This is a genomic window from Actinoplanes sp. NPDC049548 (assembly GCF_040676695.1).
Lineage (GTDB): Bacteria > Actinomycetota > Actinomycetes > Mycobacteriales > Micromonosporaceae > Actinoplanes.
On record NZ_JBFAPM010000011.1, the window covers coordinates 140,494 to 165,182 of the forward strand.

24 protein-coding genes are annotated in these 24,689 nt (G+C 72.0%); 17 read left to right on the forward strand and 7 right to left on the reverse strand.

Going from position 1 to position 24,689, the window contains the following annotated elements; translation table 11 throughout:
* Positions 1-31 precede the first annotated feature (31 nt).
* Positions 32-3,607 carry a methionine synthase gene (gene metH / locus AB0J80_RS22285; protein ID WP_364708229.1) on the forward strand — a complete coding sequence of 1,192 codons (3,576 nt, stop codon included), beginning with the start codon at positions 32-34 and terminating at the stop codon, positions 3,605-3,607.
* 11 nt (positions 3,608-3,618) lie between these two features.
* Here metH and AB0J80_RS22290 read toward each other — a convergent pair whose 3' ends face one another.
* The gene (locus tag AB0J80_RS22290) at positions 3,619-4,296 is read right to left on the reverse strand and encodes a DUF1775 domain-containing protein (RefSeq protein WP_364707875.1); all 678 of its coding nucleotides are present in this window, start codon (positions 4,294-4,296) and stop codon (positions 3,619-3,621) included.
* Positions 4,297-4,384: 88 nt separating this feature from the next.
* Here AB0J80_RS22290 and AB0J80_RS22295 point away from each other — a divergent pair, with 88 nt between their 5' ends.
* The 3 genes from AB0J80_RS22295 (at position 4,385) to AB0J80_RS22305 (ending at position 7,030) form a co-directional block, all read left to right on the forward strand.
* Positions 4,385-5,296, forward strand: coding sequence for a 5'-3' exonuclease (locus AB0J80_RS22295; protein ID WP_364707878.1), 912 nt, complete (start codon positions 4,385-4,387; stop codon positions 5,294-5,296).
* 74 nt (positions 5,297-5,370) lie between these two features.
* Positions 5,371-6,513, forward strand: a complete 1,143-nt coding sequence (locus tag AB0J80_RS22300; protein WP_364707879.1) for an acyl-CoA dehydrogenase family protein — start codon at positions 5,371-5,373, stop codon at positions 6,511-6,513.
* Positions 6,514-6,565: 52 nt separating this feature from the next.
* A complete protein-coding gene (locus AB0J80_RS22305) occupies positions 6,566-7,030 on the forward strand; it encodes an Lrp/AsnC family transcriptional regulator (RefSeq protein WP_364707882.1) in 465 nt (154 codons plus the stop codon).
* A 126-nt stretch (positions 7,031-7,156) separates the two neighbouring features.
* Here the strand turns inward: AB0J80_RS22305 and AB0J80_RS22310 are convergent, their stop codons facing one another.
* Together AB0J80_RS22310 and AB0J80_RS22315 are read right to left on the reverse strand one after the other, a co-directional pair.
* A complete protein-coding gene (locus tag AB0J80_RS22310; RefSeq protein WP_364707884.1) occupies positions 7,157-7,381 on the reverse strand; it encodes a three-helix bundle dimerization domain-containing protein in 225 nt (74 codons plus the stop codon).
* A 126-nt stretch (positions 7,382-7,507) separates the two neighbouring features.
* On the reverse strand, positions 7,508-7,825 hold the full coding sequence (locus AB0J80_RS22315; RefSeq protein WP_364707887.1) for a hypothetical protein: 318 nt from the start codon (positions 7,823-7,825) through the stop codon (positions 7,508-7,510).
* A 152-nt stretch (positions 7,826-7,977) separates the two neighbouring features.
* Between AB0J80_RS22315 and mraY the strand changes: the two genes are divergently transcribed.
* The 3 genes from mraY to AB0J80_RS22330 all read left to right on the forward strand — a co-directional run bounded on the left by mraY (position 7,978) and on the right by AB0J80_RS22330 (position 10,076).
* Positions 7,978-9,081 (forward strand): phospho-N-acetylmuramoyl-pentapeptide-transferase, encoded by a 1,104-nt coding sequence (gene mraY / locus AB0J80_RS22320; RefSeq protein ID WP_364707889.1) that lies wholly within the window; start codon positions 7,978-7,980, stop codon positions 9,079-9,081.
* An 84-nt stretch (positions 9,082-9,165) separates the two neighbouring features.
* A complete protein-coding gene (locus tag AB0J80_RS22325) occupies positions 9,166-9,333 on the forward strand; it encodes a hypothetical protein (protein ID WP_364707892.1) in 168 nt (55 codons plus the stop codon).
* On the forward strand, positions 9,330-10,076 hold the full coding sequence (locus AB0J80_RS22330) for a phosphotransferase (RefSeq protein ID WP_364707893.1): 747 nt from the start codon (positions 9,330-9,332) through the stop codon (positions 10,074-10,076). Before AB0J80_RS22325 ends, AB0J80_RS22330 begins: the two co-directional genes overlap by 4 nt.
* On the opposite strand, the gene AB0J80_RS22335 is transcribed toward AB0J80_RS22330, so the two are convergent.
* A complete protein-coding gene (locus tag AB0J80_RS22335; RefSeq protein ID WP_364707896.1) occupies positions 10,065-10,790 on the reverse strand; it encodes a class I SAM-dependent methyltransferase in 726 nt (241 codons plus the stop codon). The genes AB0J80_RS22330 and AB0J80_RS22335 overlap by 12 nt on opposite strands.
* Before the next feature lie 158 nt (positions 10,791-10,948).
* Here AB0J80_RS22335 and AB0J80_RS22340 point away from each other — a divergent pair, with 158 nt between their 5' ends.
* On the forward strand, positions 10,949-11,140 hold the full coding sequence (locus AB0J80_RS22340; protein ID WP_106124276.1) for a CsbD family protein: 192 nt from the start codon (positions 10,949-10,951) through the stop codon (positions 11,138-11,140).
* Between the two features lie 45 nt (positions 11,141-11,185).
* Here AB0J80_RS22340 and AB0J80_RS22345 read toward each other — a convergent pair whose 3' ends face one another.
* Positions 11,186-12,559: a lysine 2,3-aminomutase gene (locus tag AB0J80_RS22345; protein WP_364707898.1), complete on the reverse strand. Its 1,374-nt coding sequence runs from the start codon at positions 12,557-12,559 to the stop codon at positions 11,186-11,188.
* Positions 12,560-12,690: 131 nt separating this feature from the next.
* Here AB0J80_RS22345 and AB0J80_RS22350 point away from each other — a divergent pair, with 131 nt between their 5' ends.
* The 9 genes from AB0J80_RS22350 to AB0J80_RS22390 all read left to right on the forward strand — a co-directional run bounded on the left by AB0J80_RS22350 (position 12,691) and on the right by AB0J80_RS22390 (position 22,750).
* A complete protein-coding gene (locus AB0J80_RS22350; protein ID WP_364707901.1) occupies positions 12,691-13,731 on the forward strand; it encodes an L-erythro-3,5-diaminohexanoate dehydrogenase in 1,041 nt (346 codons plus the stop codon).
* 5 nt (positions 13,732-13,736) lie between these two features.
* A complete protein-coding gene (locus AB0J80_RS22355; RefSeq protein WP_364707904.1) occupies positions 13,737-15,278 on the forward strand; it encodes an amidohydrolase family protein in 1,542 nt (513 codons plus the stop codon).
* Positions 15,275-16,834: a lysine 5,6-aminomutase subunit alpha gene (locus AB0J80_RS22360; RefSeq protein WP_364707906.1), complete on the forward strand. Its 1,560-nt coding sequence runs from the start codon at positions 15,275-15,277 to the stop codon at positions 16,832-16,834. The genes AB0J80_RS22355 and AB0J80_RS22360 overlap by 4 nt, the downstream gene beginning before the upstream one ends.
* Positions 16,831-17,565 (forward strand): OAM dimerization domain-containing protein, encoded by a 735-nt coding sequence (locus AB0J80_RS22365; protein ID WP_364707909.1) that lies wholly within the window; start codon positions 16,831-16,833, stop codon positions 17,563-17,565. Before AB0J80_RS22360 ends, AB0J80_RS22365 begins: the two co-directional genes overlap by 4 nt.
* Positions 17,562-17,963: a hotdog domain-containing protein gene (locus AB0J80_RS22370; RefSeq protein ID WP_364707912.1), complete on the forward strand. Its 402-nt coding sequence runs from the start codon at positions 17,562-17,564 to the stop codon at positions 17,961-17,963. Before AB0J80_RS22365 ends, AB0J80_RS22370 begins: the two co-directional genes overlap by 4 nt.
* Positions 17,964-17,966: 3 nt before the next feature.
* On the forward strand, positions 17,967-19,232 hold the full coding sequence (locus AB0J80_RS22375) for a glutamate mutase L (protein WP_364707914.1): 1,266 nt from the start codon (positions 17,967-17,969) through the stop codon (positions 19,230-19,232).
* 496 nt (positions 19,233-19,728) lie between these two features.
* Positions 19,729-21,324, forward strand: coding sequence for an apolipoprotein N-acyltransferase (gene lnt, locus AB0J80_RS22380; protein WP_364708231.1), 1,596 nt, complete (start codon positions 19,729-19,731; stop codon positions 21,322-21,324).
* Between the two features lie 13 nt (positions 21,325-21,337).
* A complete protein-coding gene (locus AB0J80_RS22385) occupies positions 21,338-22,147 on the forward strand; it encodes a polyprenol monophosphomannose synthase (RefSeq protein WP_364707917.1) in 810 nt (269 codons plus the stop codon).
* A 72-nt stretch (positions 22,148-22,219) separates the two neighbouring features.
* The gene (locus AB0J80_RS22390; RefSeq protein ID WP_364707919.1) at positions 22,220-22,750 is read left to right on the forward strand and encodes an FxsA family protein; all 531 of its coding nucleotides are present in this window, start codon (positions 22,220-22,222) and stop codon (positions 22,748-22,750) included.
* 60 nt (positions 22,751-22,810) lie between these two features.
* Here the strand turns inward: AB0J80_RS22390 and AB0J80_RS22395 are convergent, their stop codons facing one another.
* Together AB0J80_RS22395 and AB0J80_RS22400 are read right to left on the reverse strand one after the other, a co-directional pair.
* Positions 22,811-23,149 carry an RNA polymerase-binding protein RbpA gene (locus AB0J80_RS22395; RefSeq protein ID WP_015622005.1) on the reverse strand — a complete coding sequence of 113 codons (339 nt, stop codon included), beginning with the start codon at positions 23,147-23,149 and terminating at the stop codon, positions 22,811-22,813.
* A gap of 329 nt (positions 23,150-23,478) precedes the next feature.
* Positions 23,479-24,675, reverse strand: a complete 1,197-nt coding sequence (locus AB0J80_RS22400; RefSeq protein ID WP_364707921.1) for a serine/threonine protein kinase — start codon at positions 24,673-24,675, stop codon at positions 23,479-23,481.
* Positions 24,676-24,689 lie beyond the last annotated feature (14 nt).

Here is a 24,689-nt window from a genome sequence, read left to right on the forward strand (position 1 = left end):
TGTGTCAAGCACAACGCAGAGCCGGGGCGACGTGACGGCGACGCTGCGCCGGCTGATGGCCGAGCGGGTGCTGGTGCTCGACGGCGCCTGGGGCACCATGCTGCAGGGCGCGAGGCTCACTCCCGCCGACTACCGCGGCGAGCTCATCGCCGCCGACCACCCCAAGGACGTCACCGGCGACCCCGACCTGCTCAACCTGACCCGGCCGGACGTGATCCTCGACGTCCACCGGCAGTACCTCGCGGCCGGCGCGGACATCACCACGACGAACACCTTCACCGCGACCAGCATCGCGCAGGCCGACTACGGCCTCGAGTCGCTGGTCCGCGACATGAACGTGCGCGGGGCCCAGCTCGCCCGGCAGGCCGCCGACGAGGCCGGCGGCAGGTTCGTCGCCGGGTCCGTGGGCCCGCTCAACGTGACCCTCTCGCTGTCGCCGCGGGTCGAGGACCCGGCCTACCGGACGACCACCTTCGACAAGGTCAAGGCGGCGTACGCCGAGCAGATCTCGGCGCTGGCCGAGGGCGGCGTCGACCTGCTGCTCATCGAGACGATCTTCGACACCCTCAACGCCAAGGCCGCGATCGCCGCCGCCCGCGAGGTCGCCCCGCAGCTGCCGCTCTGGATCTCGGTGACCATCGTCGACCTGTCCGGGCGCACCCTGTCCGGGCAGACCGTCGAGGCGTTCTGGCGCTCGATCGAACCCGCCGAGCCCCTCGTGGTCGGCGTGAACTGCTCGCTCGGCGCGACCGAGATGCGCCCGCACGTGGCCGAGCTGGCCCGGCTGGCCGGTACGTACGTCGCCGCCCATCCCAACGCCGGCCTGCCCAACGCGTTCGGCGGCTACGACGAGACCCCGGCCCAGACCGCGGGGCTGATCCGCGAGTTCGCCGCCGAGAGCCTCGTCAACATCGTCGGCGGCTGCTGCGGCACCAGCCCGGCGCACATCGCCGAGATCGCCGGCGCGGTGCGGGGCAGCGCCCCGCGCCAGGTTCCCGAGCCCGCGCGCACCACCCGCTTCAGCGGCCTCGAGCCGTTCTCGATCGGCCCGGACACCGGCTTCGTCATGATCGGCGAGCGCACCAACGTCACCGGATCGGCGAAGTTCCGCCGCCTCATCGAGGCCGACGACTACCAGGCCGCCGTGGACGTCGCCCTCGAACAGGTACGCGGCGGGGCCAACCTGCTCGACGTCAACATGGACGCCGACCTGCTCGACAGCGAGCGCGCCATGACCACCTTCCTCAACCTCATCGCGACCGAGCCCGAGGTGGCCCGGATCCCGGTGATGATCGACAGCTCCCGGTGGAGCGTCCTCGAGGCCGGCCTCAAGTGCGTGCAGGGCAAGGGCGTGGTCAACTCGATCAGCCTCAAGGAGGGCGAGGAGCCGTTCCTCCTGCAGGCCCGGAAGATCCGCGACTACGGCGCCGGCGTGGTCGTGATGGCCTTCGACGAGCAGGGCCAGGCGGACACCGCCGACCGCAAGGTCGAGATCTGCGCGCGGGCGTACGACCTGCTGGTGCAGCAGGCCGGGTTCGCGCCCGAGGACATCATCTTCGACCCCAACGTGCTGGCCGTGGCCACCGGCATCGCCGAGCACAACGGCTACGCCAAGGCGTTCATCGAGGCCCTGCCGCGGATCAAGGAGCGTTGCCCGGGCGCGCGCACCAGTGGCGGCATCTCGAACCTGTCGTTCGCCTTCCGCGGCAACGACGTGGTCCGCGAGGCCATGCACTCGGCGTTCCTGCTCCACGCGGTCCGCGCCGGGCTCGACATGGGCATCGTCAACGCCGGCCAGCTCGCGGTCTACCAGGACATCCCGGCCGACCTGCTGGAGCTCGTCGAGGACGTGATCTTCGACCGCCGCGAGGACGCCACCGACCGGCTCGTGACGTTCGCGTCCACGGTCACCGGCTCGGGCACCAAGCGCACCGTCGACCTGTCCTGGCGCGAGACCCCGGTCGCCGAGCGCCTGTCGTACGCGCTGGTCCACGGCATCGTCGACTTCGTCGAGGAGGACACCGAGGAGGCCCGGCAGCTGCTCGACCGCCCCCTCGACGTCATCGAGGGCCCGCTCATGGACGGCATGAAGATCGTCGGTGACCTCTTCGGCTCCGGCAAGATGTTCCTGCCGCAGGTGGTCAAGAGCGCCCGCGTCATGAAGCGCTCGGTGGCGTACCTCGAGCCCTTCATGGAGAAGGAGAAGTCCTCCGGGCGCGGCCAGGGCAAGGTCGTGCTGGCCACGGTCAAGGGCGACGTGCACGACATCGGCAAGAACATCGTCGGCGTGGTGCTGGGCTGCAACAACTACGAGGTCATCGACCTCGGCGTGATGGTCCCGGCCGCCAAGATCCTGGACACGGCGGTGGCCGAGGGCGCCGACGCGGTCGGCCTGTCCGGGCTGATCACGCCGTCCCTGGACGAGATGGTCGCCGTGGGCGCCGAGATGCAGCGCCGCGGCCTCACGCTGCCGCTGCTCATCGGCGGCGCGACGACGTCCCGGCAGCACACGGCGGTGCGGATCGCCCCGGCGTACGAGGGTCCGACCGTGCACGTGCTGGACGCCTCGCGCGTCGTCGGCGTGGTCTCCGACCTGCTCGACCCGGGCCGTGCCAAGACCCTGGACGAGGCCAACCGCGCCGAGCAGGAGCGCCTGCGCGAGCAGCACGCGAGCCGGCACAGCCAGCCGCTGCTGAGCATCGAGCAGGCGCGTGCCAACCGCGAGGTCGTCGACTTCTCCGACCTGCCGACGCCCGCCTTCACCGGCGTGCGCGTCGTCGAGCCGGACATCGCCGCGCTGCGGGAGATGATCGACTGGCAGTTCCTGTTCCTCGCGTGGGAGCTCAAGGGCAAGTTCCCGGCGATCCTCGAGCAGCCGGTCGCCCGCGAGCTCTACGACGACGCCAACGCCATGCTGGACAAGATCATCGCGGACGGCTCGTTCCGGGCGCGTGGCGCGTACGCGTTCTGGCCCGCCCGCTCCGAGGGCGACGACATCGTCCTGGACAACGGCGTCCGCTTCCCGATGCTGCGCCAGCAGACGGAGAAGCCGCAGGGCCGGGCCAACCGCAGCCTCGCCGACTACATCGCGCCGCAGGAAGACCATCTCGGCGGTTTCGCCGTCGCCATCCACGGCGCCGAGGAGCTGGCCGCCCGCTACGAGGCCGAGCACGACGACTACCGGTCCATCATGGTCAAGGCGCTGGCCGACCGCCTCGCCGAGGCCTTCGCCGAGCATCTGCACCTGCAGGCGCGCCGCGACTGGTTCGAGCCGGACGCCGCACCGGCGATCGAGGACCTGCACGCCGAGCGGTTCCGCGGCATCCGCCCGGCGCTCGGCTACCCGGCCAGCCCCGACCACAGCGAGAAGAAGGACCTCTTCGAGCTGCTCGGCGCGCAGGAGCTCGGCATCGGCCTCACGGAGTCGTACGCGATGACCCCGGCGGCGGCGGTCAGCGGCCTGATCTTCGCCCACCCGCAGTCGCGGTACTTCACCGTGGGCCGGCTGGGCCGCGACCAGATCGAGGACTACGCGGCCCGCCGGGGCCTGCCGGTCGAGGAGATCGAGCGCTGGCTGCGGCCCAACCTGGCGTACGAGATCTCCTGACGGTCGCGGTATCAGCTCCGGCGGCGCCGTGCCAGGAAGAAGGCGCCGCCGGCGACGACCATCGCGCCGACCACGACCCAGATCCACCAGGTGCTGGACGCGTCCGACGTCTCGGACACCGGATCCGCCTGTACCACCGGGGGAACGCTGCTCGCGCTCGCAACCGGAGCGCTGCTCGCGGGTGCGGCCGCCGTCGACGCCGGCTTGGGACCAGGCTTCAGCGTGATCAGCGGCGCGGGGTTCTCCGGCTCCGCCTCACCATCCTCGGGCACCTCGATCCAGCGGGAGATCTCGCCGTCGCCGTACGTCTCGAGGGTCTTGAACGGCAGCCGGGTCTCGCCGTCCGGCAGCTTGGCGATCTTGACCTTCCACTCCGCGTCGGTGCCGGCCTTGAGCGCCTTGCCCGCTACGGTGAAGCCGTCGGCCGTGCGGGTGAACGTCCACCCGGCCGGCGCCTTGACCAGCGTGACCGCCTCGGGGGCGATCCCCTTCGGCAGCACCACCCGCTCGCTCTTGATGCCGGCGGCGTCGTTCTCGGCCTCGCCGTGGAAGGTCAGCGTCACCTCGCTCGCCCCGGCCTGCTTCTTGTCGGCACTGACCTCGACGTGCGCGGCGGCGGGCCCGGCGAGGGCGAGCACCCCCCATCCCGCGAGGACACTGACCGACACCAACCGGAACCTGGTACGCACGCCTGACCACCTTCGAGAAGAGACGACTGCCTGGCATACAGTCGCACGGCGGCGCCGGAAAGTTCCGACGCCGCACTAAGGTCGGGGCGTGACCGAACGACCTCTGCTCGCCGTCGACGCCCCGAGCCTGTACTTCCGGGCGTTCCACGGCATTCCCGAGTCCGCCGCCCGCACCGAAGCGGGTGAGCCGGTGAACGCGGTCCGGGGCTTCATGGACATGCTCGCCCAGCTGATCCGCACCCGTCGCCCGGGGCGGATGGTGTGCGCGCTGGACGCCGACTGGCGCCCGGCGTGGCGGGTCGCGCTGGTGCCCTCGTACAAGAAACACCGGGTGGCGCACGGGGACGTCGAGGAGGTTCCCGCGGCGCTTGAGAAGCAGATCCCGGTCCTGCTGCAAGTGCTCGAGGCGGTCGGCGTCCCGGCCTTCGGCGTCGAGGGGTACGAGGCCGACGACGTGCTCGGCACGCTGGCGGCGACCCAGCCGGCCCCGGTGGAGGTGGTCTCCGGCGACCGCGACCTGTTCCAGCTCGTCGACGACTCCCGCGGCACCCGGCTGCTCTACTGCGGCCGCGGCGTGGCCAAGCTGGAGGACAGCGACGACGCGGCGGTCCAGGCCAAGTACGGCGTTCCGGCCCGGTGGTACGCGGACTTCGCGGCGATGCGCGGCGACCCCAGCGACGGCCTGCCAGGCGTGCCGGGCGTGGGGGAGAAGACGGCGGCCCGGCTGATCGCCCGCTACGGCGGCGTCGAGCAGATCGTCGCCGCGCTCGACGACCCGGCCTCGGGCTTCGCGCCCGGCCTGCGCACCAAGCTGGCGGCGGCGAAGGACTATCTCGCGGCCGCTCTGCCGGTGTGCCGGGTGGCCCTGGACGTGCCGCTGCCCGACTTCGACCCGGAGCTGCCCCGGGCGCCGAAGGACGCCGACGCCCTGCTGGCCCTCGCCGAGCGGTGGAATCTCGCCGGTTCGGCGCGTCGGCTGGTCGACGCGCTGGCACTTTGACCGTATGTTGCCGATGTGCCACCTCTGTGGGGCCGAGCTGACGCCGGAACCTAACGGCCGTTAAGCTCACTGTCGTGACGGTCGAGCGGATCCTTCCCACCGAAGAGGCGTACGAGTTGCTGGGGCTCACCCGGGAGATCGCCGAGGGCGAGCTGTCGCCACGGGTCGCCCGGTACGAGCAACAAGGCGAGTTCCCCCGCGACGTGCTCCGCACCATCGGTCGCGCCGGGCTGCTCGGCCTGCCGTACCCCGAGGCCGACGGCGGGGGCGGTCAGCCGTACGAGGTCTACCTGCAGGTCCTCGAGGTCCTGGCCGGCTCCTGGCTCGCCGTCGCCGAGGCGGTCAGCGTGCACACCCTCGCCTGCTTCCCGGTGGCGGCGTTCGGCACCGAGGGGCAGCGCAAGTCCCTGCCCGACATGCTCGGCGGCGAGCTGCTGGGGGCGTACTGCCTGTCCGAGCCCCAGGGCGGCAGCGACGCGGCGGCGCTGACCACCCGGGCCGTGCGCGAGGCGGACGAGTACGTGGTGACCGGCACGAAGGCGTGGATCACCCACGGCGGGCAGGCCGACTTCTACAACATCTTCTGCCGCACCGGGGGTCCCGGCGCCGGCGGCATCTCCTGCCTGCTGGCCGACGCCGACACGCCCGGGCTGCTGCCCCAGACCCCGGAACGCACGATGGGCCTGCGCTCGTCGCCGCCGGCGCAGATCGTGCTCGACGACGCCCGGGTCCCGGTGGACCGCCTCGTGGGCGACGAGGGCGCCGGCTTCCGCATCGCCATGCAGGCCCTGGACGCCGGCCGCCTCGGCATCGCGGCGTGCGCGGTCGGGCTCGCCCAGGCGGCGCTCGACCACGCTTGTGCGTACGCGAAAGAGCGCTTGCAGTTCGGCCGGCCGATCGCCTCCTTCCAGGGCGTGGGTTTCATGCTCGCCGACATGGCCACCCAGATCTCGGCGGCCCGGGCCCTCCTGCTGGCCGCGGCCCGCCTCAAGGACGCGGGCCGGCCCTTCTCGACGGAGGCGGCCAAGGCGAAGCTGTTCGCCACCGACGTCGCGATGAAGGTGACGACCGACGCCGTGCAGGTGCTGGGCGGGTCGGGTTATGTCAGCGATCACCCGGTGGAGCGCTGGTTCCGGGAGGCGAAGGTGCTGCAGATCGTCGAGGGCACCAACCAGATCCAGCGGCTGGTGATCTCCCGCGCCCTGACGCGCGACTGAGCCGCCGCCGACCACCTGCGGGCGCCCCTGCCTCGACCGGTATCTTGACGCCGTGGAAGAGATCGACCGGGCGATCGTGGGCGCCCTCACCGCGGACGGCCGGCTGTCCTACACCGACCTCGCCGAGCGCGTCGGCCTGAGCGTGTCGGCCGTGCACCAGCGCGTCCGCCGCCTCGAGCAGCGCGGCGTGATCAGCGGCTACACGGCCACGGTGTCGTACGAGGCGCTGGAGCTGCCGCTGACTGCGTTCGTGGCGATCCGCCCGTTCGACCCGTCGCAGCCGGACGACGCGCCGGAACGGCTGGCCCACCTCGCGGAGATCGACTCCTGCTACTCGGTGGCGGGGGAGGACTTCTACATGCTCCTCGTACGGGTGGCGAGCCCGGCTGATCTCGAACGGCTGCTGCAGGAGATCCGGACGGCCGCCAACGTGACGACCCGTACGACGGTGGTGCTCAGCACGCCGTACGAGAACCGGCCGCCCCGCATCGCGCCGGCCGGACCCGCGGCCGGCTGACGGTCCTCTGCGGTCCACTGTGACCGGCGTCGCGCTCTGAGCTCGGTCGGCGCGCGCGCTCGCCCGTCCCGACAAGGCTAGCCTCCTAGGATGCCCAGCGGGGTGTGACACCGGCTCCGGTTCGGGTTAGGAGCGTGCCGACGGGATCCGGGTGGAGGCTAACAGTCGGCGGTGCACCTCGCGTTCGACGAGGACGGGCAGGAAGTCGCGCACGGTCGCGTTCGTGAACGCTGCGAAGACCTGCGCGACGTGCTGGGCGATGACTGCGACCGGAAGCTGCGGCCACCGCTGACGCAGCGCCTCGACGACTCGGCCGGGAGCCTCTGGATCGGGTGTGACCTCTGCGTTCATGCGTTCACGAAAGCGGAGCGCCGGAAGTGCGGTCAATCACCCGCGAGGGCTCGTCACCCGATAGCGCCGACGGGAATTCCGGTTTGTCGCGTCCTGTGAGCGGTCGGTCATGCGACAGGAGCCCGGTCAGCGTGGTGCACGTGTCGGTGGGACCGCCGTGATCAGCCACCTGCTGCTGCGGTGCCGAACTTGGGCCCGCCGCACCAGGAAGCCCGGCCCGGAGATCCGGCGGACGGTCCTGCCGGCCAGCAGGATCCCGAGCCGCCGCGCGCACCGCCGGGCGGACGCTGCGGCGTCGGCCGTGATCTGCCATCGCCCTCCGGGCCCGATCGGGCGGGCCGCCACGAGGTCGCGTCGCAGCGCTTGGAGTTCCGCCAGGTGAGTGTCCAGGACGGAGAGAACCTCGCTGTGCATTGCCGCCACCTCGCCCATACGCAATGTCATCAAGTGAACGCATAACGTGAGAACGCGGGCAGCCTACGCTCGGATTGCAACGAGAACATTGCCGCGGTTTTGCGCGATACCCTGGGCTGCTCGGCTTGTCGCCGGATGGCAAGCTCGTGTCCCGTGACTCAAGATCTCGTGGGGGCTCGCTCGTGAGGGCGGTCATCGTCGCGGCCGCCGTCGCCTTCATCGTTTCGCTGTTCGGCACGCCGGTGGCGATCCGGGTCTTCAGCGCGCTCAAGGCCGGGCAGCCGATCCGTTCCCTCGGCCTCGCTTCGAACGAGGGCAAGAAGGGCACCCCGGCGATGGGTGGGGTCGCGTTCATCGTGGCGACACTCGTTGCCTACGTCGCCGGGCACCTGGCGTTGACCACGCTGCCCGAGCGGCAGATCGCGCAGGAGAAGCCGACCATGACGGGCCTCGTCCTGCTCGGCCTGCTGGTCTTCTGCGGCGCGGTCGGCTTCGTCGACGACCTCCTCAAGGTCCGCAAGCGCAACTCCGACGGCCTGTCCGCCAGGGGCAAACTGCTCGGCCAGGCGATCATCGGCACCGGGTTCGGCATCACCGCGCTCTATGTGGCCAGTACCAACGGCCAGACCGTGGCCAGCGAGCACATCTCGTTCATTCAGGACATCAGCTGGCTGAACGTCGGCAAGGTCGGCTCGGTGATCGCCTTCGTCTTCGTGATCACGGCGATGTCGAACGGCGTGAACCTCACCGACGGCCTCGACGGCCTGGCCACCGGTGCCTGCACGCTCGTGCTCGGCGCGTACGCGCTGATCGGGTACTGGCAGTACCGGCACTGGTGCGCCGACGAGACGTACGTCCGCGCGCACGACTACTGCTACCAGGTACGCGACCCCCTCGAGATCGCCATGATCGCGGCGGCGGCCGCCGGCGCCTGCGTCGGCTTCCTGTGGTGGAACACGTCCCCGGCACGGATCTTCATGGGCGACGTGGGCGCGCTGGGGCTCGGGGCTCTGATCGGCGGGCTCGCGGTGGCGACCCGCACCACGCTGCTCTCGATCCTCATCGGAGGGCTCTTCTTCATCATCACGATCACCTGGGTGATCCAGATCGTCTCGTTCCGGACCACCGGCAGACGTGTCTTCCGGATGGTGCCGCTGCACCACCACTTCGAGCTGGGCGGGTGGAGCGAGGTCAACATCGTGGTCCGGTTCTGGACCGTGGCCGGCGTCTGCGTGGCGGCCGGCCTGGGCGTGTTCTACTCGGACTTCCTGGCGGCGGCCGGATAAAGCCCCGCGGCGCACCGGGTACCGCGCGCGCGGGGCAGACGTCATCCTAGGATGCTCTAGGCGATGTGCGGTAGGCTCACGCTCATGGAGAAGCCCGAGCCGGCGGCGAAGAGCCGCGAGGACTACCGCCAGATGCCGCCCCGGATCACCCCGGAGGAGATGGTCCCGGCGCAGCCGGTCGTGCAGGCCCCGTACGACCCGACCGACGGCGACGACGACCAGTGGCACATCCGCCGCGGCTGGACGGCGTGACGGCGGAGCGTCTCGAGGGCGGCAACAACGCCGACGAGGTGCTGCGCATCGGGGACACCGTGCGCAAGCCGTGGACCGCGGCGACCCCGGCGGTGCACGCGTTTCTGCGCCATCTCGCGGCGAAGGGCGTCGAGGCCGTGCCGGAGGTCGTCGGCCGTGACGAGCAGGGCCGGCAGGTCCTGCGGTACGTCCCCGGTGTGCTCGGCGAGCTCGCGCCGCCGATGACCTCCGCGGAGCTGGTACGGCTCGGCGGTGTGGTCCGCGCGTTGCACGACGCGGCGGAGGATTTCGTGCCGCCGGCGGGTGCGCGGTGGGACGTCGCCATCCCGGCGGACGGTGCCGACCTCGTGTGCCATCAGGATCTCGCGCCGTGGAACCTGATCCGCGACGGGGACGTGTGGACCTTCATCGACTGGGACGCCGCCGCGCCCGGGACGCGGTTGTGGGATCTCGCGTACGTGGTGCAGGCGTTCGTGCCGCTCGTGGCCGGCGGTGATCCGGGTGTGGACGGGCCGCGGGTGGCGGCGGTCGCCGACGGATACCGGCTCGGTGCGGCGCAGCGGAAGCTGCTGCCGGACAAGCTCGAGGAGCGTACGCGGGCGATGGCCCGGCTGCTGGAGGACGGGTGGAGGACGGGCGCGCAGCCGTGGTCGCGGTTGTGGGCCGAAGGCCACGGGGAGCACTGGGGCGGTGCGGCGGCCTACATCGGCGCGCACCTCGACGTGTGGCGTTCAGTCCTCTAGGGACGCCCGTGCGCATTCGGTGACGTAGGGGAGTGCGAAGACGTCCCGTCCGGCCAGGTCGGGGTGGGTCTCCGTGAGGTCTCGTACGCGGTCGAGCAGGGCTTCGCGCTCGTCGTCGGGCAGCAGGATGACGTAGCTGCGGGAGGACACGAGGGCGAGCAGCCGGTCGAAATTCAGCCGGTGTGTCCAGCGGAAGACCCGGTGCTCGACCGGTCCGAACGGCGGCCCGATGTCGGTGCGGCGGGGTTCCTCGGGGGAGTTGAGGATCTCGCCGAGGCGCCGGACCCAGTCGTGGGTCTCGTCGCGCAGGTTCCAGATGAGACCGAGGCGGCCGCCGGGGGACAGGACCCGGGCGGTTTCGGGTACGGCGTGAGCGAGGTCCACCCAGTGCCACGCCTGGGCGCAGACGACGGCGTCGACGCTGTGGTCCGGCAGTGGCAGGTGCTCGGCGGTGCCGATGTGTGCCGGTACGCCCGGGAGCACCCGCCGCAGCTCGGTGAGCATGCCGTCGGAGGGGTCGACGGCGGTGACGGGGAGGCCGCGGGCTGCGATGGCGCGGGTGAGTTTGCCCGTGCCGGCGCCGAGGTCGAGGACGCGGGGCCGCCCGGGTGGCAGGAGCCAGTCGAGGGCCTCGGCCGGGTAGCCGGGCCGGCCCCGTTCGTAGGTGGCGGCGGCGGGTCCGAAGGAGGCGGCTTGCGCGGCACGGTCGACCATGCGCCCATCGTGCCATCACCTCTATCTCAGGATCCTAGGATGCCTTACGCGATGTGCGCCGGGTCTCCGGGGAGTGGCGGGGTTTCAATGACGAGCCCTTCGGGCACTGAATTCACCGACAAGAACAAGAACAAGTTCGAGTCGATGAGAGGTTGACGATGAGCTTCACGGACAAGGTCAAGAACAAGGCCGAAGAGCTGACCGGCAAGGCGAAGCAGGGCATAGGCGACGCCACGGACAACGAGCGGCTCATCGCGGAGGGCCAGGCGCAGGAGACTTCCGCGCACGCCAAGCAGGCCGGCGAGCACGTCAAGGACGCCGGCAAGGATGTGCGCGACGCGTTCAGCTGAGCCGTACGGAAAAGGGCCCCGGGAGATTCTCCCGGGGCCCTTTCGTCATTCCGCGATCTGCTTGCGCCACCAGTCCTGGCCGGACTCCGGAAGCGTGTCGATCGGGTCGTAGTACGCGTAGAGCTTGTTGAGCGCCTCGGGGTCCTCGCGCTCGATGGAGGTGCGGTAGTTCTTGGTCCAGTACGAGATGCCGTGCTCGCGGTCGTACTCGGCGACCATGTGGACCCAGCGCTTGCCGACGAACGGGACGTCACAGACGATCCGGGGGGTGGCGTAGCCGGGCAGGTAGCCCATGATGTCGTGCTGCAGCTGCTGGGCGTACCAGACGGGCACGCGCCAGTGTTCGGCGTTGGGGATCATGTCGCACATGTAGAAGTAGTACGGCAGGATGCCGGCTTCGCCCTGCAGGCCGAAGCAGAGGTCGAGCAGGTCCGGTGTCGTCGCGTTGACGCCGCGCATGAGGACGCCCTGGTTGCGGACGTCGCGGACGCCGACTTCGAGCAGGGTGCGGGCGGCCTTGGCGACCAGGGGCGTCAGTGAGTTGACGTGGTTGACGTGGGTGTGGACGGCGAGGTTGACGCCGCGGCGTTCGGCGGTGATGGCGACGCGGTTGAGGCCTTCGACGACGTCGGGCTGGAGCCAGTGCTGGGGCAGACCCGCCAGCGCCTTGGTGGCGAGCCGGATGTCGCGGACGGTGGGTACGGAGAGCAGCCCCATGAGGTACGTCTCGAGCTGCTTCCAGGGCACGTTGGCGACGTCGCCGCCGGAGACGACCACGTCGCGGACGCCGGGGTGGGCCTTGAGGTAGGCGAGGTGGGCGTCGTAGCGGTCGACGGGCTTGAGGGTGAGTTTGAGCTTGTCGACGGTCGGGGTGCTGTTGCCGACGAGGTCCATGCGGGTGCAGTGGCCGCAGTACTGGGGGCAGGTGCTGAGGAGCTCGGCGAGGACCTTGGTGGGGTAGCGGTGGGTGAGGCCTTCGGCGACCCACATGTCGTGCTCGTGGAGGCTGTCGCGGGTGGCGTGGGGGTGTGACGGCCAGTCGAGGTGGCGGTCGGTGGCGACGGGGAGCATGTAGCGCCGGATGGGGTCTGCGTAGAACGACTCCGTGTCGGGGGTGCGGTCCGGCACCATGGTGTTGAGCATCTGCGGCGGGATGAGCATGGACATGGTGGCGAGCCGCTGCATGTCGGTTTCGAGGTCGGCGTAGAAGGCCTCGTCGAGCAGGTCGCCCATGACGGTGCGCAGTTGCTTGATGTTCTTGACGCAGTTGACGCGTTGCCACTGGGCGTTCTCCCACTGGGCCTGGGTGATGTCGCGCCAGCCGGGGAAGCGGGTCCAGTCGGGTTCGGCGAGGGGGCGGCGCCGGTATTCGTACGGCTGGCCGGCGGTGGTGTCCGGGGTCGCGTCCAGCTGCGGCAACGGTGCCTCCTGGGGTCGGGGTGTGATCGACTCCGACGATACTGGAGAATCTCCGGTCTAGAAACCGTCGGCCCGGAGGATTTACGGTGTACCGGCGATCTGGCAGCTTGTTTCTCGTGAGGATGGTGGGCATGACGTTCGCGGTGGGGCTGTCTCGGGTCGTCGAGCCGGCGGGTGTGCTGCCCCAGGCGGCGTGGAAGCTCGACGCGCGCCCGGAGCTGGGTCCGGACGAGGTGCGGATCCGGGTGGAGCGGCTGAACCTGGACGCGGCGAGTTTCCGTCAGCTGGCGGGCAAGCACGGTGGTGACGGTGCGGCGGTGCGGGCCGAGGTGCTGGAGATCGTGCGGACGCGCGGCAAGATGCACAACCCGGTGACCGGGTCGGGCGGGATGCTGATCGGTGTCGTCGACGAGGTGGGGCGTGAGTCGCCGTTGCCGGTGAAGCCGGGTGACCGGGTGGCGACGCTGGTGTCGCTGACGTTGACGCCGCTGGTGATCGACGACGGGCTGGAGCGCTGGGACGGCCGGGGTGAGCAGGTCCCGGCGTCGGGGCACGCGATCCTGTTCGGCCGTTCGGTGGTGGCGGTGCTGCCGGACGATCTGGCGCCGGAGCTGGCGCTGGCTGTTTTCGACGTGTGCGGGGCGCCGGCGCTGACGGACCGGGTGGTGCGCGAGTACGCGGACGGCGGCGCGCCGGTGTCGGTGGCGGTGCTGGGTGGTGCCGGTAAGAGCGGGTCGCTGGCGTTGACGGCGGCGCGGCTGGCGGGTGCCCGTACGGTCGGGGTGGTGGTTTCGGACGCCGAGCGGGAGTCGCTGACGGCGGCCGGGCTGGCGGACCACGTCGCGGTGGCGGATGCGCGGGATCCGGTGGCGGTGTCGTCGGCCGTGGTGGCTGCGCTGGGTGGTCCGGCGACGGTGACGGTGGTGTGCGTGGACGTGCCGGGTTGTGAGCACGGGGCGATCCTGAGCACGGCCGACGGCGGCACGGTGATCTTCTTCTCGATGGCGACGAGCTTCTCGGCGGCGGCGCTGGGCGCGGAGGGCCTGGCGGCGGACGTCACGATGCTGGTGGGCAACGGGTACGTGCCGGGTCACGCGGAGTTCGCGCTGGATGTGGTGCGGCGCACTCCTGCCGTGCGGGCGTTGTTCGAGGCGCGGGTTTCGGCACACTGACGGTCATGACTTCTCCTTCGGTGCTGTACACCCAGGGCCGGTTCTATTCGGCGGCGGATCCGCGGGCCACGGCGATGCTGGTGCGCGACGGGCGGATCGCGTGGCTGGGCGGGGCGGCGGATGCGCCGTCGGCCGATGCGGTGGTGGATCTGGGTGGCGCTCTGGTGACGCCGGCGTTCGTGGATGCGCATGTGCATGCCACGGACACCGGGTTGGCGGCCGACGGCCTGGATCTGTCGGGTGTGCGGTCGGCGCCGGAGTTGCTGGCGGCGGTGGCGGCGTTCGCGGGCACGCGCGGGCCGGACGCGGTGGTGCACGGTCACGGCTGGGACGAGTCGACGTGGGCGGTGCAGGCGCCGCCGGACGCCGACGAGCTGGAGCGGGTGGCCGGCGGGCGGCGGGTGTATCTGTCGCAGGCGTCGGTGCATTCGGCGCTGGCGTCGCGCTCGTTGCTGGCGGCGTGTCCCGGCATCGAGGGGGTGCCGGGGTACGCCGCGTCGGGGTGGGTGCGGGAGCAGGCCCATCACGCGGTGCGGGCGGTGGCGCTGGGGTCGTTGTCGGCGGCACAGCGGGAGGCGGCGCAGCGGTCGGCGTTGCGGTTGGCGGCCTCGCGGGGGGTGGCGGCGGTGCACGAGTGCGCCGGTCCGGGTACGTCCAGCGAGGAGGATTTCGCGTCGGTGCTGGCGTTGTCGGGCCGAGGGCTGCCGCGGGTGTTCGGCTACTGGGGTGAGCTGGGCGGGGCGCAGCGGGCGAAGGATCTGGGCGCGGTCGGTGCGGCCGGTGACCTGTATGCGGACGGGGCGCTGGGGTCGCGGACGGCGTCGGTGCGCAGCCCGTACGCCGACGGTGACGGTTGTGGTGAGGCGTTCGTGTCGGCGGAGCAGGCGGGTGCGCATCTGCTGGAGTGCATCGAGCTGGGGGTGCAGGGCGGCTTCCACGCGATCGGGGACGCGGCGATCGAGAGTGTGCTGGAGGGCTTCGGAAGAGCGGCGAAGGCGGTCGGGGTGGACCGGGTCCGCGACGGCGGGCACCGGATCGAGCATGTGGAGCTGGCGGACAAGGCGATGATCGCCCGGATGGTCGAGTTCGGCGTGGTCGCCAGCGTGCAGCCGGTGTTCGACGCACTCTGGGGAGGCAGCGACCGCATGTACGCGCAGCGCCTGGGTGTGGAGCGGGCGCTGGCGTCGAACCCGGTGGGTGCGATGTACGCGACGGGGGTGACGCTGGCGTTCGGGTCGGATTCGCCGGTGACGCCGCTGGATCCGTGGGCGGCGGTGGTCGCGGCGGCGGCGCCGCGCAACCCGGTGTACCGGATGAGTGTGCGGGCGGCGTTCGGGGCGTCGACGCGCGGCGGCTGGCGGGCGGCGCGGGTGGACGACGCGGGGGTGCTGGCGCCGGGTGCGCAGGCGACGTTCGCGGTGTGGGACACGCCGGGTGGCCTGGACGGTGGGCTGCCGGCGTTGCTGCCGGGGGTCGAGGGTGAGGTGCCGGCGCGGCCGGTGTGCCGCCGGACGGTGTTGTCCGGCGAGACCATCTACGAGGAGTGACGTTGGGCAAGTTGGGTCTGGACCCGGTGGTCGTGCGGCGGGCGAGGGAGCTCGCCGCGCGGGCGGGGCAGCCGGTCGTGGATCTGGCGCGGTCGCACACGACCGTGTCGGTGGAGCGGGCGGTGCTGCGCCTGGCGGGGGTGCGGGGTGCGGACTCCGACGGTATTCCGTGGGTGAACCGGCTGGTGGACGCGGTGCGCGCCGACGTCGGGCTGGGTCACGGGGTGGCGGTGCCGGTGTTCCACGCGCTGGCGGCCGAGGGTCTGGACGATGTGACGGTGCTGGCGCAGAAGGCCGCGGCGGGTGCGGTGCGGTTCGCCGTACCGGAGAAGAAGGCGGAGGTTGCGGCGGCCCGGCGGGCTGCGCGGCGGGCGACCAACGCGGGTCTGAAGGTCGTGGACCGGCGCCGGGCCGAGCGGGACCGGCTGATCAGACGGTACGGTGACCCGCCGCGGCGGCCGTGGATCTATCTGATCGTGGCGACCGGGGACATCTACGAGGACATCCCGCAGGCGCAGGCGGCGGCGCGGGCCGGCGCGGACGTGATCGCGGTGATCCGGTCGACGGGCCAGTCGCTGCTGGACTATGTGCCGGAGGGGGCGACCCGGGAGGGTTTCGCGGGCACGTATGCGACGCAGGAGAACTTCCGGCTGATGCGGGCGGCGCTGGACGAGTCGTCGAAGGAGCTGGGCCGCTATGTGCGGCTGACGAACTACGCGTCGGGGCTGTGCATGCCGGAGATCGCGGCGCTGGCGGGCCTGGAGCGGCTCGACATGATGCTCAACGACTCGATGTACGGGATCTTGTTCCGCGACATCAACCCGATCCGCACGTTCGTGGACCAGCGGTTCTCGCGGCAGGTGCACGCCCGGGCGGGGATCATCATCAACACCGGTGAGGACAACTACCTGACGACGGCGGACGCGGTCGAGGCGGCGCACACGGTGACGGTGTCGCAGCTGCTGAACGAGTTCTTCGCGCACGAGGCGGGGCTGGCGGACTGGCAGCTGGGGCTGGGGCACGCGTTCGAGATCAACCCGGAGCTGCCGGAGTCGTTCCGGCTGGAGCTGGCGCACGCGCTGCTGGCGCGGGAGCTGTTCCCGGACGCGCCGCTGAAGTGGATGCCGCCGACCAAGCACATGACCGGGGACGTGTTCCGCGGCAACCTGCTGGATGGGTTCTTCAACCTGGTGGGTGCGCTGACCGGGCAGGGGATCCTGCTGGTGGGGATGATGACCGAGGCGGTGGTGACGCCGTGGCTGTCGGACCGTGACATCGCCCTGCAGAACGTGCGGTACGTGCTCAACGGGGCCGGGAACCTGCACGAGGACTTCGTGCCGGCGCCGGGCGGGTTCATCCAGCAGCGGGCGCACGCGGTGCTCGGCGAGGCGGTGCAGCTGCTGGAGCGGGTCGTCGACGACGGGATGCTCAACGCGATCGCGGACGGCACGTTCGGGATCATGAAGCGGCCCGCGGACCGGGGCAAGGGCCTGGACGGGGTCGCCAGGCACGAGGCCGGCTACTACAACCCGGTGACGGAGGCCCTGGAGTCATGAGCATCGTCCGGCCCTACGGGGACACCACGGGTGACGGCATGGTGCAGGTGTCGTTCACGCTGCCGCTGGTGCACGACAAGCGCGCCGAGGGCGCCGCGATCCAGCTGGCGAACAAGATGGGCATGGACCCGGCGATGCTGGTGCACGCCAAGCCGATGGGTGAGGGGTTCACGTTCTTCGTCGTGTACGGCAAGGTCAGCCACCTGGTCGACACGGAGAAGGTGCAGGTCGTCGAGCGCGACTTCCCGCTGCTGAGCGCCAAGGAGATCAACGCGGTCATCAAGCGCAAGCTGCGGCGGCGGCTCAACGTGGTCGGGGCGTGCATCGGTACGGACGCGCACACGGTCGGCATCGACGCCATCCTGAACCTCAAGGGCATCGCCGGGGAGAAGGGCCTGGAGTCGTACCGGGAGCTGGCGGTGACGAACATGGGCGCGCAGGTGTCGGTGCCGGACCTGGTGGAGACGGCGCGGGCGGAGAAGGCCGACGCGGTGCTGGTGTCGCAGGTGGTGACGCAGCGCGACGCGCATCTGCTGAACACGCGGCAGATGTCGGCGGCGTTCCGGGAGGCGATGCCGGCGGGCAAGCGGCCGTTGCTGATCGTGGGCGGGCCGCGCTTCGACGAGCTGATGGCCGCCGAGCTCGGCGTCGACCGGATCTTCTCCCGGGGTACGACTCCCCGAGAAGTCGCCTCCTACCTCGTCCATGCCCTCATCGGGAGCGCCGCATGATTACCGTCAAGCACCGTCGTTACGTGCCGTACGCGCACGCCCACTACGCGGGGAACCTGGTCGACGGGGCGTACTCGCTGGGCCTGTTCGGGGATGTGGCGACCGAGGTGTGCATCCAGCTCGACGGCGACGAGGGGTTGTTCGCCTCGTACGACGACGTGCAGTTCAAGGCGCCGGTGCAGGCCGGTGACGTGCTCGAGGTGACCGCGACGGTGGTCAAGATGGGCACCCGGTCGCGCAAGATCGAGTTCACGTCGACGGTGGTGTGCCGCGGCACGGGCGGTTCGGCCGCTGAGGTGCTGGCCGAACCGATCGTCGCGGTGACCGCCACGGGCACGGTGGTCGTGCCGCCCAAGTCCCGTCCGACCACCCCGCCCGCCACCCAAAACAGGACTTAAGACGTGACCCTTGCCGTCTGCGTCGACGTCGGTTCCACGTACACGAAGGCGTTGCGGGTCGACCTGTCCAGCGGGCGGGTCGTGGGCCGCGCCGAGGTGCCGACGACCTCGGGCACGGACGTGCTGACCGGTCTGGACGAGGCGGTCGCGGTGGCCGGTGGCGGCGAGCAGCTGTACGTGTGCTCGTCGGCCGGTGGTGGGCTGCGCCTGGCGGTGGTCGGCTACGAGTCGCTGGTCACGGCCGAGGCCGGGCACCGGGTGGGCCTGTCGGCGGGGGCGCAGGTGGTGCATGTGGCTGCGGGCCTGCTCGACGGGCGGGCGGTGGCGGCGCTGCGGGCGGCGCGTCCGGATGTGATCCTGCTCGTCGGTGGCACCGACGGCGGTGACGAGGCGACGCTGCGGCACAACGCGGGCCGGCTGGCGACGTCGCGGATGCGGGTGCCGGTGGTGGTCGCCGGCAACGCGGACGCCCGTCCGGACGCGGCGCGGACGCTGACCGACCGGGGCGTGCCGGTGACCGTGACCGGTAACGTGCTGCCGCGCATCGGGGTGCTGGATCCGGCTCCGGCGCGTGCGGCGATCCGGGAGATGTTCCTGCGGCACGTCATCGGCGGCAAGAGGCTGTCGAGGGGGCGCCGGTTCGCGTCGCTGGTGCGGTGCGCGACCCCGGACGCGGTGCTGGCCGGGGTGTCGTTGCTGGCCGACGAGACCGCTGCCGGGGTGCTGGTCGTGGACGTGGGCGGGGCGACCACGGACGTGTACTCGGCGTTGCTGCCGGACGCGGAGCTGTCGCACGGCCCGCAGCGCGACGTGGCGGGGACGTTGTGGCGCTCACGCACGGTCGAGGGTGACCTGGGTGTGGGGGTGGGCGCGCCGGGTGTGGTGGCCGCCGCCGGCGCGGAGAAGCTCCCCGAGCCGGACATCTCGGGCGGCCGGCCGTACGGCGTGGCGACGGACCGGGCGCTGGCGTCGGCGGCGGCGATGATCGCGCTGCGCCGGCATGCGCGGGGGCACTCGCCGGGGCCGGGCCTGCCCCGCACCGGGGGACGTGATCTTCGTGACGTGCGGCTGGTGGTCGGCTCCGGTGGCGTGCTGCGTCACGGCGGCGGGGCGGAGGTCCTCGACGCGGTGCTGGGGGACACGGCGGGTGGCTGGGCGGCCCCGCGGCAGGTGCGCCGGGTGGTCGACACGCAGTACGTGCTGGCTGCCGCCGGCCTGCTCGCGGATGATCATCCGCGGGTCGCCGCGGCGCTGGTGAACGCTCTGTGAGGGGTCGTCCCGCCCGAGGAGGGCGCGCCGGGGACACGCCGAAGAATGCGACACGCCCACGCGTGCGGGACGCGGTTGACAAGGCGCCGGGGGTGCGACGTACCGTCGACGGGTCCTTTTCCGGGAAGCGGCTGTTGTTCGCTTCGTTCCTTCGCTCACTGGCCACGCGGCAAGACCCGAACGCCACCGCGTACGCCAGGTCCAGGGGGTGGGGGTCGGCGGGGCGGCGCGGACCGGCCGCGCCCTTCCGGTGCGGGTCGGGGATGAAGTGCGGCCAGTAGACAACGGCACGACGCCGGCAGCCAGCCTGCGGCGGGTCGGTCCGAAGGTCACGCGACATCGTTCCGGCGTACCGGCCCGGGAAGCGGATCTCTGGGAGCAATCGGGGCGTGGTCTGCGGGCCACGCCCCGATGTCGTCCGCGGGCCGTGTCCTTGCGGCTCGTTCGCGCGATAATTTCGTGACCGCTTCCAGGTAGCCTTCCGCGGGTGGATTTGTTGACGCTTCAGCCGACGCCTGCCCCGGCGGGCGCCCCGGAGGCGCCGCCGGGGCCCCGGCCGCTGCCGTGGTGGCTGGCGGTCGTGCTGGCGTTCGCCGCCGGCGGCGGCCTGTTGCTGTCGTTCCCGCCGTACGGGCTGTGGTGGCTTGCGCCGGTCTCGGTGGCGCTGCTGGCGGCTGCCACGCACCGGCGGCGGTTGCGTGCCGGACTGGGTGTCGGCGTGATCGCCGGGCTGGTGCTGTTCGTGCCGCTGCTGGACTGGACCCGCATCGCCGCCGGCTGGCTGCCCTGGATGCTGCTGTCGTTCGCGCAGGCCGGCTACCTGGCGCTGCTGGGCCTGGCGTCGGCGTGGCTGTCGCCGCTGGTGGACCGTTTCCGCGCGTTGTGGCCGCTGCTGAGCGGGCTGCTGTGGGTGGCCCAGGAGGCGCTGCGGGACCGGGCGCCGTTCGGCGGGTTCCCGTGGGGGCGGCTGGCGTTCGCGCAGGACGACGCGCCGGCGCTGCGGCTGGCGGTCCTCGGCGGTGCGCCGCTGGTGACATTCGCCGTCGGTGCCGCCGGCGGCGCGCTGGTGGCGCTGGCGTGGCGCAGCTGGCGGCCGCGGACGTGGCCGGGTGCGGCCGGTTTCGCGCTGGTGCTGGCGGCATTGGTGGCGGGCCCGGCGTGGGTGCCGACGGCGAAGCCGGCGGGGCAGACGCGCACGGTCGCGGTGGTGCAGGGCAACGTGCCGCGGCTCGGCCTGGACTTCAATGCGCAGCGCGCCGCCGTGCTGCTCAACCACGTGCGCGCGACGCAGAGGCTGGCCGAGGAGGTGCGGCTGGGCCGCACGCCGAGGCCGGAGCTGGTGATCTGGCCGGAGAACTCCAGCGACATCGACCCGTTGCGCAACCAGGACGCCGCCCAGCAGATCGCCGCCGCGGCCGACGCGATCGGGGTGCCGATCCTGGTCGGTGCGGTGCTGCGCGGTGACGTGCCGGGGGAGATCCGTAACGCCGGGATCCTGTGGATGCCGGTCACCGGCCCCGACATCGACCAGGTGTACGTGAAGCGGCACCCGGTGCCGTTCGCGGAGTACATGCCGCTGCGCCCGGTCGCCCGGTTCGTCTCCGAGAAGGTGGACCTGGTGCAGAACATGGTCGCCGGCACCAGGCCGGGCACCATCCGTACGCCCGTTGTGACGGTCGGTGATGTGATCTGCTTCGAAGTCGCGTATGACGGGATTGTGCGCGACACTGTCACCGGCGGCGCGCAGATCCTGGCCGTACAGACGAACAACGCGACGTTCAACGAGGCCGAGGCGCGCCAGCAGCTGGCAATGGTGCGGCTGCGCGCGGTCGAGCACGGGCGCGAGGCGCTGATGGTGTCGACGGTCGGCGTGTCGGCGTTCGCCGGCACCGACGGCCACGTGTTCGCCGCGACCGGATTCAATGTGGACGCCGTGGTCCTGCATGACATGCGGGTCGGCGGACCGCGTACGCTGGCCACTCGTTTGGGACATTGGCCGGAGGTCGCGGCGGTAGCGCTGGCTCTGCTCGCCCTGGCCGCGGCGGTGCCCCTGCGGCGCCGCCGGCGCAGCGACGACAGCACGGCAGAGTGAACACGGAGGTACGGTGAGCGACGCGAACCCGACGGCAGCAGGCTCGGAGGGCTATCCCGGGGTCGGCCGTGTGCTCGTGGTCATCCCGACCTACAACGAGGCGGACAACGTCCGGCTGATCACCGAGCGGGTGCGCCGCGCCGTGCCGTCGGTGGACATCCTCGTGGCCGACGACAACTCGCCCGACGGCACCGGCGCGATCGCCGACGAGATCTCCGCCGCCGACGACCACGTGTTCGTGCTGCACCGCGCCGGCAAGGAAGGCCTCGGCGCCGCGTACGTGGCCGGGTTCGCGTGGGCCAAGGACAAGGGCTACGACGCGGTCGTGGAGATGGACGCGGACGGCTCGCACGCCCCCGAGGAGCTGCCGAAGCTGCTCGACGCGCTGCGCGACACCGACGCCGTGCTCGGCACCCGCTACATCCCGGGCGGCAGTGTGCACAACTGGCCGCTGCACCGGCTGCTGCTCAGCCGCGGCGGCAACATCTACATCCGCATGGCGCTGGGCATGCCGTTCAAGGACGCCACCGGCGGCTACCGGGCGTACAGGATGCCCGTCCTCGACGCGATCGACGTGTCGACGGTCGCCTCGCAGGGCTACTCGTTCCAGGTGGAGCTGGCCTGGCGCACGTACCGGCACGGTTTCCGGATGGCCGAGGTGCCGATCACGTTCACCGAGCGCGAACACGGCGTCAGCAAGATGAGCGGCAACATCTTCAAGGAACAGCTGCTCAGGGTCACTGTGTGGGGTGTCTCCGCCCGCCGCGAGGCGCTGCTGGACAAGCTCGGCCGCAAGCCGCGGCAGCCGTCGACATGGCCGTGATCGCGTAGCCGCGTCATGCTGGACGGGCCGGGTGCCATCCGGACCGCCGGCATCCGCGGGAGGGTGAGAGAGATGCGTCGAGGCCTGGCCCTGCTGCCGCTGGGGCTGCTGCTGCTCGCGGTGGCCGAGATCGCGGTGTTCGCCGCCGTCGCGCACGCGCTGGGCGCGCTCTGGACGCTGCTGCTCATCGCCGTGTCCAGCGCCGCCGGGCTGTTGCTGCTGCGCCGGGAGGGCATCCGCGGCTGGCGGTCGTTCCGCGCCGCCGCCGAGGCGGGCCGGGCACCCGGGCGCCAGGTCAGCGACTCGCTCGTCGGACTGCTCGGCGCGCTGCTGCTGGCCCTGCCCGGTTTCGTCTCGGCCGTCGCCGGGCTGCTGCTGATCGTGCCGCCGGGGCGTCCCCTGGCGCGGCACGCGGTGCAACGCGTGGCGGAGCGCCGGCTGTCCGCGGCGGTCGCCGGTGACCTGTTCGGCCCCCGCCACGTGCGGGTGCGCCAGTCCGACCCCGTCGACGAGCCCGCCCCGGCGCCGCGCGCCGCGGCCGGCGAGGTCGCTCCGGGCCCGGTCGTCACCGGCGAGGTCGTCGAGGGCGAGATCATCCGCTGAGCACAGCGAATCGCCGTCCCGCCCAGCAGGGCGGAACGGCGATCGGGTGATGCGGGAAGGTCAGCGACCCCGGCGGGTGCGGACCTCCTGGAGCCGCTCGTTGAGGATGTCCTCCAGCTCCGAGATCGACCGCCGCTCCAGCAGCATGTCCCAGTGGGTACGCGGCGGCTTCGCCTTCTTCTGCTCCGGCTCGTTACCGTCGACCAGTCGCGCGACGCTGCCGTCGAACTTGCACTCCCAGGTGATCGGCACCTCGGCGTCGACGGCGAACGGCACCTCGAACTGGTGACCCTTCACGCACAGGTACTCGCGGGTCTGCCGGGGCGCCAGCTCCGTGTTGCGGTCGGACTCGTAGCTGACTGCGCCAAGTCGGCTGCCGCGCAGCATGCGTTCGCCCATGATCGGCTTTCCCCTCGCTCGTGGTGCTACTTGCCGTTGGTGTAACGAAACGGACGGTCGCGCGATTCCACGGCGACCGCCGTATGTCGACGGTGTTAACGCTCCGAGCGTAACCGGCAGGGTCCCCTATCGGCCGACTCAGCCCCGTCCTGAAGTGGACCTTGGTCCACTTTACGGGATATTGCGCGATCTACGGATAGTGCGATGTCGGTCACTCGACCGGATACGGTACGCGCCGCCGGCCGCCCGCGGACCCCCTCCAGCCTAGCGCCGCCCGGCACGCACCGCCGTGCTGCGCCGACCGGCCGCGCCGGAAAGGCACCGGAGGATCACCGGCCGGTGCCCAGCGCCGCCACCGCCGACGCCAGATCACTGACCTGCGCCGACAACTGGGCCACCCGGTCATGGGCCGCGTCCGCGTCCGCCCGGGCCGCCTCCAGCCGCCGCCGCACGTCCGCGGCGTCACGCTCCGCGGCCTCGCGCACGGCGGCGAGCTCACCGGTCACCCGGGCCAGCGCCGCCCGGTCACCCTCGGCGTCCGCGCGGACCTCGGCGAGGGTACGGCGCAACGACTCCGCCTCCGCGCGCGCTTCGGCCACCTGCTCGGTCGCGCGCTGCTGCTGCACGCGGGCCGCCTCGACGGCAGCCGTGGCCGCGTCCCGCCCGGCGCGGGCCTCGTCGCGCTCGCGCAGCGCCGTCTCCCGGGCCGCCTGCACGCCGTCACGGTCGGTGCGGGCCGCCGCCAGCTCCGCCAGGGCCTGGTCCAGGTCGCGGGCGCGGGTGCTCGCCTCGTGACGCGCCTCGGTCAGCTCCGTGCGTACCGTATCGGTCAGCCGGCGGGCGTCGGTCAGCTCGCGCCGCACCGCGTCGGCCTCCCGGCGGGCCGCGTCGCGGTCCGCCTCCGCCTGGACCTGCAGGGCGGCCGCCGCGCTCGCCGCCGCCTGCGCCTGGTCCCGGGCGGTGACAGCGTCGCGCGCCTCCTGGGCCGCGGACTGCGCCAGCCGGTGCGCGGTCTGCGCCGCCTGCAGCGCGTCGTCGCGTTCGGCGCGGGCGACCACCGCCTCCTGCACCGCCGTCGCGGCGGCCTCGGCGGCCCGGTCGGCGTCGCGGCGCGCCTCGTCGCGTTCGGTGTGCGCGGCCGCGATCTGCCGGGAGGTCTCCGCGCGGACCTCGGCGACCTGCCGTTCCACGCCGGCCGGGGACATCTCGGCGTGCAGCGCCTCGCTGAGCGTGCCGACCAGCTGGTCCAGCCGGTCCACGACCTCCCAGGTGCGGGCGACCTGCCCGGCCAGGCCCGGCGAGGAGCGGTGCCGCATCCGCACGTTGCGCGAGGCCCGCTGACACTCGCCGTCGTTGTCGCGGCAGTACCGGAACGGCCGGCCGGCCGACGCCCGCTGCGGCACCGGCCGGCCGCAGTGCGCGCACGGGCGGGTCTCGGGCACCGGGTCGTCGGCGTGGATCGGCACGGTCAGCACCGACTGCTTCGGTACCGGCCGCGTCGTCGGGGAAACGTCGTCTTCTGCCATCGCGACCCGACCTT